This window comes from Cytobacillus praedii (assembly GCF_001439605.1).
Lineage (GTDB): Bacteria > Bacillota > Bacilli > Bacillales > Cytobacillaceae > Cytobacillus > Cytobacillus praedii.
This window is the reverse complement of the sequence record NZ_LMBX01000042.1, coordinates 16,532-29,152: the sequence shown is the minus strand read 5'-3', so window position 1 is coordinate 29,152 and position 12,621 is coordinate 16,532. Positions and strand designations below refer to the sequence as shown.

The window sequence follows — 12,621 nt, the reverse complement described above, 5'->3', positions numbered from 1 at the left end:
CACGGAAGTTAAGCTTCTCAGCGCCGATGGTAGTTAGGGGCTGTCCCCTTGTGAGAGTAGGACGTCGCTAGGCAAATTTTAAAAAGAGCACCCATTTATGGTGCTCTTTTTTGTTGTTCAGGAAATTTTATAACCAGAAGTTTATAGATACTTTTAAGAGAAATGCTGGAAAAAAAGAAAGTGCTAGATAAATTCAATAAAGTGCACGATAAAACATAGAAGTTGCTAGATAAATAATCTAAGTTGCTATAAAAAGATATCTATGATAACGATAAAATCAAAAAAATGAGATTTCGTGAACGAAATCTCATTTTTTCAATCCTGCACCAGGTTTATTCAGATATTGTTATGACCCGTGTACGAAAAATTCCTTGGTTCGTTTATATAATCTATATGAATGTCTTGCCGGTTTTCCTATATGACTTTCTTTATTTCTGTTTTAGAAAAGGATAAGATAAAACTAATCCTAATAAATATAAAATAACTAAAAAATATACGGGAAGTAAATGAATGAAAGTTGTATAACCAATATAAATATGTGTTCCAATCCCCGCTATAAACGCAGGTAATGCTCCTAAGCATAAGGTATTCCAAATCCAGCGTTCTCCTTTTCTAAAGCCCCACAAAGAAATCATTAGAACAAGTAAACCAACACTAATAAGGGCACTTCCAAATCCTGCTCTGTCATGTGCGATAACTGGAATCAAATTGTTACTTATGTGATCTAACATTTGTGGAGTCATGCACAAGAAGCTTAAATCAGTTGAAACAAAAACTTTAGATACACCTATGGTGGAAATAACTATACCGCCAACTAATATCATAAATCCTAGCATAATAAATAGGAGCTGCCCATAAAGTCCGTATTGCCACACTCGATCATTTTTTCCATGGCTGGAAAAAGGAGCACCTGTGATTTTCTTTCCTTCCTTATAGCTAAAATGATATATCGGCAATAAAATAAGCCAAAATAAGCCGTGCAGCCAATCAAAGTATCCAAAACCGATAAAAAGGAAAATACCAATAAATCCTACAATTGCCGCACTGTGAAAAGCAATTCTAGTCCAATGCATGTCATTCTTAATTCCGTGGCGTGCAAGCTGGATATATAATATTCCTCCAGATATCATTGTTCCAGCTAGCGCCATTCGATCATGTGACATAAAGGAGAGGATAAGTGGATTTACTTGTAAAATATTTGTTCTAGTCAAGCCGATGAACGATTCATCATATGGGAGAATAACACTCGTAAATGCAAAATATAAGGCAATAATCCCTCCTATTAGAATGGAGAGGCCAAAAAGAAATGACCAGAACCAGTTTTGTGTTTCAATCGGTCGGATTTTTTCATATAATAATCGTTCATGAATTCGCTTTGGTAATCCTGGACCAGCTTTTACATACCCATCCGTTAGTATCAATAGATCTGCACCGGCATGTACTAAAGTACGAGCTTCCTCTGGAGTTTCCACCCCACCGGAGGTTATAACTATTATTTCAGGGGAAAGCTCTTTCACTTCTTTCACTATTTTAGCTAAACACTCATTTGCGTATCCGCTCTCATACCAATAGCTGTCCTCCGTTTGACGTGGGGCATTAATGACAAAACCACCAATACTTGGATGCCTTAATAATTTTCTAGTATTTAATTCAATGTTGTTCATATCTTTAGTGGAAATTGAAACATAAAAGGAATGCTCTAAACATACTGCATTATTAGCTACAAATGAGTTAATTTGTTCACTTGTTCCGATAAAACCATCTACAAAGGGTGTTAAATGCTGAACTATTATATCCCATTCATTTCTTGTTACTTGTGTATCAATCTTAGCTAGAATAGGAATTTGCATGTTAAGGGTTGTTAATTTTTTAATCACTTGTTTGAGAGGAACTTTCTCATGATAATTAGAAAAAAGGATTTGACTATTCTCGATTTTAGGTTCGCTTTCTATTTTTGGTTTCTTTACCACAATTGGTCCAATTTCTATAAAACCAAAGCCTAATACCTGGAAGGCGTTAAGACCTGACAAATTAGGATCAAGATGACCGCTCAATCCAATTGGAGAAGGAAATCCAGAATACTGGATTTCCTTTTGAAGTTCCTGAGGGGCTTTCATATGTCCTAAAAATTCAATAAGATTGCGTCCTCCGGGAATGGATGCAATTGTGCTCATGGATTTATGAATAAACTCTCGGCTTGTTTTCGGGCTTAATTTATTTAGTATGAGCTTTTTTAATGGATGATAAGACCAGTCTGGCATAAGCAGCACCTTCTAAACATAATTTTGTCGCAGATAAATGGGCTGTAAGACTATCACCTCAAGAAGTTGTGGGAACAAAAAATTCTAAGAGGAGGGTTTATCAGCTTGAAAACGCCTGATAAAGGGCAGGATGTTCTAGTCAGGCGAAGCCCAAAGGACGTGGAGGTTCTGAGTGTGATTGATTCAACTAGCAATCAGTTGGGAAAGATGGAAAACTAACACTGATTGAGTTTCACTTTTTGCAATTATTTGAACTATATCTTCCTATTAATAAAGAATATATTCCTTTCATTCTTATTCTTGCATGTTCAACTTCGAAGCATAAACTGCTCCCCCTAGTTGTTTCGAGCTATCGAGGTGCTTATTAAAAAGGATTAACGCACTGTTATTAAGGTTAATATAACAGGTAATTAGAAAATTTTCAGTTGTTTTTAATAAATGGTTCGCATATTACTATTTTTTCTGTAAAATAAGAACTCAATAGGATTCGGCTGTAAAAAGATTTTCTTCCCATATCTATTCCAACACTTTCTAAGGAGGCCTTTCATTGCTTGAAAATAGTTTTATTATGGTCGTGATTATTCTTGTGATCAACATCGTGTATGTCTCCTTTTTTACAATCAGGATGATTTTGACACTAAAGGGGCAGAGATATCTTGCAGCATTCATTAGCACGATAGAAGTAGTTATTTATGTCATTGGACTTGGACTAGTTCTTGATAATCTAAATGAAATACAGAATTTAATTGCTTATGCAGTTGGATATGGGATTGGTGTAATTGTAGGCATGAAGATTGAGGAGAAGCTTGCACTAGGTTACATTACAGTGAATGTCATTACGAAGGAATATGATAAAGATGTTCCGAAGTTGTTAAGGGATAAAGGGTATGGCGTGACCAATTGGGCTGCAAACGGTTTAGAAGGAGATCGAATGGCTCTGCAAATATTGACTCCAAGAAAGTACGAATTAAAGCTTTATCAGACAATTAAAGAGCTAGACCCAAAAGCGTTTATTATTGCATATGAGCCTAAAACGATTCATGGAGGCTTCTGGGTGAAATCAGTTAAGAAAGGAAAGTTGTTTCGTGAGTAAGGGAAAACAAAAAATGCTATTTGAGGTACAGGAAAATGAAACGATTGATATGTGCCTTGATCGAATAAAAAAAGCAGGCTATATGCCTGTTAGAAGAACGGAGAAGCCGATTTTTGAAGAAATTAAAAATGGCGGGACTGTAACCTATGAACCAGTAGGTCGGCAAATTATTTTTGAAGCGAAAGTTATCCAACCCTAAAACACGAACAATAGATGTATGACTTCTTCTAATGTTCGATTTTAGGTTGACATGACTTATATAAAGTTGATAAGATGTGTATAGAAGTTAAAAATGAACTGAATAACCCTCGTATAATAATGGGAATATGGCCCATAAGTTTCTACCCGATAACCGTAAATTATTGGACTATGAGGGAAAGTCGATAAGCCCGGCGAATGAAGAAAGTTATCCATTTCAAGTATGGATACTCTATTCATTATGCTTATTTGTGCCCGGTCAGATTACTTTCTCTCATTGTAGAAAGAGTCTGTCCGGGTTTTTTTATATTTGATAGTTAAAAGATAGCTTTTCAGATGACTGGAGGAAAATAATGGAGACAAGAGTAGCTGTAATCATGGGGAGCAAGTCAGACTGGGAAACAATGAAACATGCTTGTGATGTACTAGATGAGCTCGAAGTGGGATACGAAAAAAAGGTTGTTTCCGCTCACCGCACTCCAGATTTAATGTTTGAATATGCGGAAAGTGCAAGAGGAAGAGGAATAAAGGTCATTATCGCTGGGGCAGGTGGAGCTGCTCATCTTCCAGGGATGGTGGCTGCAAAAACAACCCTTCCTGTAATAGGTGTCCCTGTTCAATCGAAGGCATTAAATGGCCTAGATTCCTTATTATCTATTGTTCAAATGCCTGGGGGAGTTCCCGTTGCAACGGTTGCAATCGGAAAAGCTGGAGCAGTGAATGCGGGATTGCTTGCAGCACAGATACTAGGTACACATGATGCTCACATTGCAGACTGCTTGGAACAGAAAAGGGAGCGGACAGTACAGGGAGTTTTAGAAAGTAGTGATGAACTTGTCTAATAAAGTCATATTACCAGGTCAAACTATTGGAATTATTGGCGGAGGCCAATTAGGACGAATGATGGCAATTGCAGCAAAGGCAAATGGATTCAAAATTGCTGTGCTAGACCCAGCTGAGGATTCTCCGTGCGGGCAGGTTGCTGACTACAAGATTATTGGCGAGTATCACAGCATACAGTCAATCCAAGAACTTGCAGAGGTGAGTGATGTAATCACCTATGAATTTGAAAATATAAATGCAGAAGCGCTGAATTGGTTATGCAGGAATGCTTATGTTCCTCAAGGAACTGAATTACTTGAAATGACCCAGGATCGTATACAAGAGAAAGCAGCCATCCAAAATGCAGGCTTAGCAGTCGCTCCTTATGGTGTAATTGAAACGGTAGAGGATATTTATGATAATATAGAAAAGTTCGGGCTTCCAGCAGTATTAAAAACTTCCAGAGGCGGCTATGATGGGAAAGGTCAATACGTGATAAGAAGCAAAGAAGAGGTAAATGAGGCAAGGCAGCTTCTTATTCAAGGCAAATGTGTTCTTGAAAAATGGATTCCTTTTGAAAAAGAGATTTCAGTAATTATTTGCCGAAATAGCAAAGGCGAAATAGCTGTGTTTCCAGTGGGAGAAAATATTCATAGAGAGAATATTCTTCACCAGACCATTGTTCCGGCAAGGATAACAAGACATGTAGAGGAACAGGCAGTACAAGCTGCAGAGCAGCTGGCAGAGAACTTAGGGCTCGTTGGAACATTAGCTGTAGAAATGTTTCTGACGGAGGATGGGCAAATTTACATTAATGAGTTAGCTCCAAGGCCTCACAATTCTGGGCATTATTCGATCGAAGCTTGTGAAACCTCCCAATTTGAACAGCATATTCGAGCAATTTGTAATTGGCCGCTCGGACAAACGAAGCTATTAAAACCAGTTGTAATGGTAAATATATTAGGAGAACAACAGCAAGATATAATCGATCATATTCATTCATTGCCTGACTGGAAAATTCATTTATATGGAAAAAAGGAAGCCAAGTATAAACGCAAAATGGGCCATGTCACGCTATTACGAGATTCAGTTGAAGATGCTTTGGCTGAAGTGGAGAAGAGCAAGATATGGGCCGATGTGACAGAAAAGATCGGAGGATAAAACATGATTGAACGCTATACAAGACCAGAGATGGGTGCTATTTGGACAGAGGAAAACCGTTTTCAGGCATGGCTTGAGGTTGAAATTCTAGCTTGTGAAGCTTGGGCAGAGCTGGGTGATATTCCAAAGGAAGATGTCCAAAAAATCCGTGAGAAGGCATCATTTGATATTCAGCGAATTAAAGAGATCGAAGAAGAAACGAGACATGATGTTGTTGCTTTCACGCGTGCCGTATCAGAAACCCTTGGTGAGGAGCGCAAATGGGTCCACTATGGTTTAACATCAACAGACGTAGTGGATACTGCACTTTCCTATACGATTAAACAGGCAAATAACATTTTATTAAAGGATTTAGAGCGCTTTGTTGAGATTTTAAAAAATAAAGCGAAAGAGCATAAATACACAGTTATGATGGGACGCACGCACGGGGTTCATGCGGAGCCAACTACTTTTGGATTAAAGCTTGCCCTTTGGTACGAGGAAATGAAGAGAAATCTTCAGCGCTTTAAAGAAGCGGCAGCAGGGGTCGAATTTGGAAAAATTTCGGGTGCAGTTGGAACGTATGCAAATATTGACCCGTTTGTTGAGAAATATGTATGTGAAAAGCTTGGCCTGCAGCCAGCGCCAGTTTCCACTCAGACATTGCAGCGTGACCGCCATGCACATTATATGAGTACAATTGCACTCATTGCGACATCTATTGAAAAATTCGCAACTGAAATTCGCGGCTTGCAAAAAAGCGAAACTCGTGAGGTTGAGGAGTTTTTTGCAAAGGGACAAAAAGGATCATCAGCCATGCCGCATAAACGCAATCCGATTGGTTCAGAGAATATGACCGGAATGGCAAGGGTAATTCGTGGGTACATGATGACAGCGTATGAAAATGTAGCACTATGGCATGAGCGTGATATTTCTCATTCATCTGCTGAAAGAATTATTCTTCCAGATGCAACAATTGCATTGAATTACATGCTGAACCGATTTGGAAATATTGTGAAGAACTTAACGGTCTTCCCGGAAAATATGAAACGGAATATGGATCGTACACTTGGATTAATTTATTCCCAGCGTGTTCTTCTTGCGCTAATTGACAAAGGGCTGACTCGTGAAGAGGCATATGATACTGTCCAGCCGAAAGCAATGGAGGCATGGGAAAAGCAAGTTCACTTCCGCAGTCTTATTGAGCAGGATGAAACAATCATCTCAAAGCTTTCTGCAGCTGACATTGATGATTGCTTTGACTATAACTATCATATTAAGCATGTAGACACCATTTTTGATCGCTTAGGATTATAAGAAAAGCGGAAGCGCCTTGGTCATCGCCGTACAAATTGGAAGGACCGGTTCTTTCGATAAAGGAAACACGGTGAGCGAGAGCGAACCGATGTTGATTTATCGTAGGGAGGAGCGCCTGAAATTTGATAGGCGATAGGCGCTGGAGCCAGACAAACCGAAATGCGGAGGCGGCTTGCCCAGGGGCGACAAGCATAAGACGAATCGGCAGGAAGGCTGCTCTTTAGCCTTCTTGACGAGTTGGCTTATGACCTCGGGCCCCTAGCCCGCCGAAGCTAGACAATTCTCTAACACCAAAGTTGTATTTTCGTATCTTATAAAAAATAAGAGGTAAGAGCTTTTCTTGTCTCTTTTATAAAAAAAAAATTCCTAATCTTCTTAAAATAGGGGGCTTTCCAAGTGGAAAAAGGAACATTGTTATATGAAGGCAAAGCTAAGAAAATTTATGAAACAAATGATGAGAATATTGTTTGGGTTGAGTACAAGGATTCTGCAACTGCTTTTAACGGAGAGAAGAGAGCAAGCATTACCGGGAAAGGCCATTTGAATAACGAGATTACTAGTTTGCTATTTTCGAAGATTAAAGAGCTTGGGATTGATTCCCACTTCATTAAAAAGGTTTCAGATACGGAGCAGCTTGTAAAAAAGGTAGAGATTATTCCACTTGAAACGGTTGTTCGTAATATTTCTGCTGGAAGCTTCTCTAAACGTTTGGGAGTAGAAGAAGGTGCACCGCTCGTAAGACCCATCGTAGAGTTTTATTTAAAGGATGATCAATTAGGAGATCCCCTTTTAACGGAGGACCATATTGAAGTCCTTACGCTTGCCAGCAAAGAAGAAGTCGCAATTTTAAAAGAAAAGGCATTGAAAGTGAACAACGTGTTATCAGAATTATTCAAAGAGCTTGGCATTAGGCTTGTCGACTTTAAGCTTGAATTTGGAAAAGATCAAGAAGGACAGATTCTGCTGGCAGATGAAATTTCGCCTGATACATGCAGACTTTGGGATATCGAAACGAATGAGAAGCTTGATAAAGATGTATTCCGCAGAGAACTTGGCAATTTGACAGATGCTTATGAAAATATTTTAGCTAGACTGGGAGGCCAATCAGTATGTACAAAGTAAAGGTATTCGTCACGTTAAGAGAAAGTGTGCTAGATCCTCAAGGAACGGTAGTGAAAAGCTCACTGCACTCGCTAAATTATCAAGAAGTTTCAGATGTCCGCATCGGTAAATACATGGAATTGACGATTGAAAAGTCTGATCGTCCTGTTGAAGAAATGGTAAAGGAAATGTGTGAACGTTTGTTAGCCAATGTTGTCATTGAAGATTACCGTTATGAAATTGAGGAGGCTGTTGCTCAGTGAGATTTGCGGTCATTGTTTTTCCTGGATCCAATTGTGACGTTGACATGTATCATGCTGTAAAGGATGAGCTCGGCGCTGAGGTGGAGTATGTCTGGCATGATAGAAAAAACCTAGATGATTTTGATGGCATTCTTCTTCCAGGTGGTTTTTCTTATGGGGATTACCTCCGTTCTGGTGCCATTGCCCGTTTTAGCAATGTCATGAAAGAGGTTGTGAAAGCAGCAGAAGCAGGAAAGCCGGTTTTAGGTGTCTGCAATGGCTTTCAAATTTTATTAGAAGCAGGACTTCTGCCAGGTGCTATGAGAAGAAATGAAAGCTTGAAGTTTATTTGCCGCCAAGTGGAACTGAAGGTTGAAAACAATCAAACGATGTTTTCATCTACTTATGAAATAGATGAAGTGATTACGATCCCAATCGCACATGGTGAAGGCAACTATTATTGTGATGAAGAAACACTGGCTAAATTAAAGGCAAATAACCAAATAGTTTTCACATATAATGGCAGCAATCCAAATGGAAGTTTAGAAGATATTGCCGGTATCATCAATGAAAAAGGAAATGTTCTTGGGATGATGCCACACCCTGAAAGAGCAGTAGATGAGCTTTTAGGAGGAGCAGATGGCTTGAAACTTTTTCAATCGATCGTAAAACAATGGAGGGAAGCACATGTCGTTAATGCTTGAACCAAATCCAGAACAATTAAAGGCACAGAAGGTATACAAGGAAATGGGATTGTCGGATGAAGAATTTGCGATGATTGAAAAGATTCTCGGGCGTCTGCCAAATTATACAGAAATCGGCCTCTTTTCTGTTATGTGGTCAGAGCACTGCAGCTATAAAAACTCGAAGCCGGTGTTGAAAAAGTTCCCAACAACTGGTGAAAAAGTACTTCAAGGACCGGGAGAAGGAGCAGGGATTGTTGATATCGGTGATGGGCAGGCTGTTGTTTTTAAAATTGAAAGCCATAATCACCCTTCAGCGATCGAGCCTTATCAAGGAGCGGCTACAGGAGTTGGCGGAATTATCCGTGATGTCTTTTCAATGGGTGCACGTCCTGTTGCTATGCTAAATTCCTTACGCTTTGGGGAGCTGGACAATGCACGTACGAAGTACCTGTTTAAAGAAGTGGTTGCTGGTATTGCCGGATATGGAAACTGTATTGGAATACCGACAGTCGGTGGGGAGATACAATTTGAACCAGCCTATGAGGGTAACCCATTAGTCAATGCGATGTGTGTAGGATTAATTGACCATAAGGATATTCAAAAAGGCCAGGCACATGGCGTTGGCAATACAGTGATGTATGTAGGAGCAAAAACTGGCCGCGATGGCATTCATGGAGCTACTTTCGCTTCTGAGGAATTAACTGATCAATCAGAGGAAAAGCGTCCCGCTGTTCAAGTAGGTGATCCCTTCATGGAGAAGCTTTTACTTGAAGCGTGTCTAGAACTTGTGAAGTCAGATGCCCTAGTAGGTATTCAAGATATGGGGGCAGCGGGTTTGACAAGCTCATCAGCTGAAATGGCGAGTAAGGCAGGATCGGGTATTGAAATGAATCTCGACCTTGTCCCGCAGCGGGAGACTGGTATGACTGCTTATGAAATGATGCTCTCTGAATCACAGGAGAGAATGTTAATTGTCGTGAAAAAAGGCAGGGAGCAAGAAATTGTGGATCTGTTCTCCAAGTATGATCTTGAAGCGGTAGCAATTGGAACGGTTACAGATGATAAAATGCTTCGCCTTATCCATAACGGAGAGATCGTAGCAAATGTTCCTGCGGATGCTCTTGCAGAAGAGGCGCCAGTCTATCATAAGCCATCTCGTGAGCCTGAATATTATCGTGAATTCCAGGCGATGGAAAATGAAATTCCCGCAGTTGCTGATTATAAGGAAACGCTGATTAAATTGCTTCAGCAGCCGACAATTGCCAGCAAAGAGTGGGTTTATGACCAATACGATTATATGGTGCGTACGAATACGGTAGTTGCTCCTGGATCTGATGCTGCGGTGATCCGAATTCGCGGAACACGGAAAGGCCTAGCAATGACAACGGATTGCAATGCACGCTATATGTACTTAGATCCGGAAACAGGGGGAAAGATTGCTGTCGCAGAAGCAGCAAGAAATATTGTTTGTTCTGGCGGTGAGCCCTTGGCTATTACCGATAACTTGAATTTCGGGAATCCAGAAAAGCCAGAAATTTTCTGGCAGATTGAAAAATCTGCTGATGGAATTAGTGAAGCTTGCCGTACTTTAAACACCCCTGTTATTGGCGGAAATGTATCATTATATAACGAAACAAGTGGCGCCGCTATTTACCCTACACCAGTTATTGGGATGGTTGGTCTTGTTGCAGATATTGAACATGCAACAACTCAAACATTTAAATCAGCTGGAGATCTTATTTATCTTTTAGGAGAAACAAAGGATGAATTTGGCGGCAGTGAACTGCAAAAACTCACATATGGAAAGATATTCGGTAAGGCACCTGAACTTGATTTGGAAAAGGAAGTTAAATTCCAGAAACAAGTATTGCATGCCATTCGTGAAGGGCTTGTTGCTTCCGCTCATGATGTGGCAGAAGGCGGCTTGGCTGTTGCGGCAGCGGAGAGTCTATTCGGTTCCGGCAATCTTGGAGCAAATATAAAAATTGCAGGTAATACAGTATCTGCATTGTTCAGTGAATCCCAATCCCGTTTCTTGCTTTCAGTAAAAAAGGAGCATCAGCAAGCGTTTGAAAGCTTAGTAGATGCTAGGTTAATTGGAGAAGTTACGGAATTGCCTGTCCTTCAAATTTCTTCAGAAGAAGGGCTTGTGCTTGCCGAGCAGGTTGAAGCATTGAAAGAAGCCTGGAAAGGAGCAATCCCATGCTTGCTGAAATAAAAGGATTGAATGAGGAATGTGGCATCTTTGGTGTTTGGGGACATCCTGAAGCTTCGCAAATTACTTATTACGGTCTTCATAGCCTGCAGCACCGCGGTCAAGAAGGTACAGGAATTGTTGTAACAGATGGAGTGAAATTGAAGGGGAAAAAAGGAGAAGGGCTTGTTTCAGAAATTTTCACTTCTGAAGCAATTCAAGAACTGGAAGGAAACGCTGCTATCGGACATGTAAGGTATGCGACAGCAGGAGGTGGCGGTTATGAAAATGTCCAGCCGCTGCTGTTTAATTCTCAAAGCGGGAGCCTTTCTCTTTGCCATAATGGGAACTTAATTAATGCCACTGCATTACGGAGTCAGCTCGAGGCTCAAGGAAGTATTTTTCAAACAAGCTCTGATACAGAGGTGCTGGCTCATCTAATTAAACGTGGCGGATTCTCTTCCTTTAAAGATAGAGTGAAAAATGCACTATCCATGGTTAAAGGGGCTTATGCATTTCTTATTATGACAGAAACAGAATTGATGGTAGCCCTTGATCCAAACGGGATGAGGCCGCTTTCTTTAGGGAAAATTGGTGACGCATATGTTGTCGCATCAGAAACATGTGCCTTTGATATCGTTGGCGCTGAATTTGTACGCGATGTGCTGCCTGGTGAATTACTTATTATTGATGATCAAGGATTCCGTTCTGAAATGTTTGCATTTGCCTCGAATATTGCTATGTGCACAATGGAATATATCTATTTTTCCCGTCCAGACAGCAATATTAACGGCATTAATGTTCACACAGCAAGAAAAAACCTTGGCAAACAATTAGCCATTGAGGTCCCGGTTGAGGCAGATGTTGTTACAGGTGTTCCGGATTCCAGCATTTCGGTTGCGATTGGCTATGCGGAGGCTTCTGGGATTCCGTACGAAATGGGACTAATCAAGAATAAATATGTTGGCCGTACATTTATTCAGCCTTCCCAATCACTGAGGGAGCAGGGAGTGAAAATGAAGCTTTCTCCTGTTCGAGGTGTGGTCGAAGGGAAAAGAGTCATTATGGTAGATGATTCGATTGTTCGCGGGACGACAAGCAGGAGAATCGTTTCTATGTTGAAGGAAGCAGGTGCAACAGAGGTACATGTATTAATTAGCTCACCGCCGATTAAAAATCCTTGTTTCTATGGCATAGATACTTCTACAAAAGAAGAGCTGATTGCTGCTAATCACTCCGTTGAGGAAATTAGAGAGCTAATCGGTGCAGATACGCTCACCTTCCTTAGTGTAGAAGGGATGGTAGAAGCGATTGGGCGAAAGGAAGACGGGGAAACGCGCGGCTCATGCCTTGCATGCTTTACTGGCAAGTATCCAACGGAGATCTACCCTGTCTCTTCTGAGGAAAAGGTTCCCACTGTTTAATGACATATGAAAAGGAAAGCGGCATTGGCAAGATGTCGTTTTTCTTTTCAAAAATGTAAAAAATATAATGCTGGAGAATTGTCTAGCACAAGTGGACTATTGCCTATCAAACTTCAGGGTCTCCTTCCTTCGACAAGTTAACA

The 12,621-nt window shown here is 40.4% G+C and carries 11 protein-coding genes, 1 rRNA gene and 1 riboswitch; of the genes, 11 read left to right on the top strand and 1 reads right to left on the bottom strand.

Annotated elements, in window-relative coordinates:
* Positions 1-73: ribosomal RNA gene (gene rrf / locus ASU02_RS27465) — 5S ribosomal RNA — on the top strand; the annotation flags it as partial.
* 355 nt (positions 74-428) lie between these two features.
* On the opposite strand, the gene ASU02_RS24655 is transcribed toward rrf, so the two are convergent.
* Complete coding sequence (locus ASU02_RS24655; protein WP_057768105.1) at positions 429-2,261, bottom strand: hypothetical protein; 1,833 nt, start codon at positions 2,259-2,261, stop codon at positions 429-431.
* A 547-nt stretch (positions 2,262-2,808) separates the two neighbouring features.
* On the opposite strand from ASU02_RS24655, the gene ASU02_RS24650 reads away from it, so the two are divergent.
* The 10 genes from ASU02_RS24650 to purF all read left to right on the top strand — a co-directional run bounded on the left by ASU02_RS24650 (position 2,809) and on the right by purF (position 12,478).
* Positions 2,809-3,354, top strand: a complete 546-nt coding sequence (locus ASU02_RS24650; protein ID WP_057768103.1) for a DUF2179 domain-containing protein — start codon at positions 2,809-2,811, stop codon at positions 3,352-3,354.
* Positions 3,347-3,553 (top strand): NETI motif-containing protein, encoded by a 207-nt coding sequence (locus ASU02_RS24645; protein WP_057768100.1) that lies wholly within the window; start codon positions 3,347-3,349, stop codon positions 3,551-3,553. Before ASU02_RS24650 ends, ASU02_RS24645 begins: the two co-directional genes overlap by 8 nt.
* An 89-nt stretch (positions 3,554-3,642) precedes the next feature.
* A riboswitch (purine riboswitch) is annotated at positions 3,643-3,744 on the top strand.
* A 161-nt stretch (positions 3,745-3,905) separates the two neighbouring features.
* Positions 3,906-4,394, top strand: coding sequence for a 5-(carboxyamino)imidazole ribonucleotide mutase (gene purE, locus ASU02_RS24640; RefSeq protein WP_057768097.1), 489 nt, complete (start codon positions 3,906-3,908; stop codon positions 4,392-4,394).
* A complete protein-coding gene (gene purK / locus ASU02_RS24635) occupies positions 4,381-5,535 on the top strand; it encodes a 5-(carboxyamino)imidazole ribonucleotide synthase (RefSeq protein ID WP_198317489.1) in 1,155 nt (384 codons plus the stop codon). The genes purE and purK overlap by 14 nt, the downstream gene beginning before the upstream one ends.
* A gap of 3 nt (positions 5,536-5,538) precedes the next feature.
* Entirely contained in the window at positions 5,539-6,831 is a 1,293-nt protein-coding gene (gene purB / locus ASU02_RS24630; protein ID WP_057768094.1) for an adenylosuccinate lyase, read from the top strand.
* A gap of 396 nt (positions 6,832-7,227) precedes the next feature.
* Positions 7,228-7,953: a phosphoribosylaminoimidazolesuccinocarboxamide synthase gene (gene purC, locus ASU02_RS24625; protein WP_057768091.1), complete on the top strand. Its 726-nt coding sequence runs from the start codon at positions 7,228-7,230 to the stop codon at positions 7,951-7,953.
* A complete protein-coding gene (gene purS / locus ASU02_RS24620) occupies positions 7,941-8,195 on the top strand; it encodes a phosphoribosylformylglycinamidine synthase subunit PurS (RefSeq protein ID WP_057768088.1) in 255 nt (84 codons plus the stop codon). The genes purC and purS overlap by 13 nt, the downstream gene beginning before the upstream one ends.
* Positions 8,192-8,878: a phosphoribosylformylglycinamidine synthase subunit PurQ gene (gene purQ, locus ASU02_RS24615; RefSeq protein ID WP_057768084.1), complete on the top strand. Its 687-nt coding sequence runs from the start codon at positions 8,192-8,194 to the stop codon at positions 8,876-8,878. Before purS ends, purQ begins: the two co-directional genes overlap by 4 nt.
* The gene (gene purL / locus ASU02_RS24610; RefSeq protein WP_057768081.1) at positions 8,862-11,078 is read left to right on the top strand and encodes a phosphoribosylformylglycinamidine synthase subunit PurL; all 2,217 of its coding nucleotides are present in this window, start codon (positions 8,862-8,864) and stop codon (positions 11,076-11,078) included. Before purQ ends, purL begins: the two co-directional genes overlap by 17 nt.
* The gene (gene purF / locus ASU02_RS24605; protein ID WP_057768078.1) at positions 11,063-12,478 is read left to right on the top strand and encodes an amidophosphoribosyltransferase; all 1,416 of its coding nucleotides are present in this window, start codon (positions 11,063-11,065) and stop codon (positions 12,476-12,478) included. The genes purL and purF overlap by 16 nt, the downstream gene beginning before the upstream one ends.
* Positions 12,479-12,621 lie beyond the last annotated feature (143 nt).

What these genes read in the sequence shown, in the direction of transcription:
- ASU02_RS24655 (WP_057768105.1), bottom strand. Translation starts at nt 2,261, where the DNA reads ATGCCAGACTGGTCTTATCATCCATTAAAAAAGCTCATACTAAATAAA.
- purE (WP_057768097.1), top strand. Translation starts at nt 3,906, where the DNA reads ATGGAGACAAGAGTAGCTGTAATCATGGGGAGCAAGTCAGACTGGGAA.
- purK (WP_198317489.1), top strand. Translation starts at nt 4,381, where the DNA reads ATGAACTTGTCTAATAAAGTCATATTACCAGGTCAAACTATTGGAATT.
- purB (WP_057768094.1), top strand. Translation starts at nt 5,539, where the DNA reads ATGATTGAACGCTATACAAGACCAGAGATGGGTGCTATTTGGACAGAG.
- purS (WP_057768088.1), top strand. Translation starts at nt 7,941, where the DNA reads ATGTACAAAGTAAAGGTATTCGTCACGTTAAGAGAAAGTGTGCTAGAT.
- purL (WP_057768081.1), top strand. Translation starts at nt 8,862, where the DNA reads ATGTCGTTAATGCTTGAACCAAATCCAGAACAATTAAAGGCACAGAAG.
- purF (WP_057768078.1), top strand. Translation starts at nt 11,063, where the DNA reads ATGCTTGCTGAAATAAAAGGATTGAATGAGGAATGTGGCATCTTTGGT.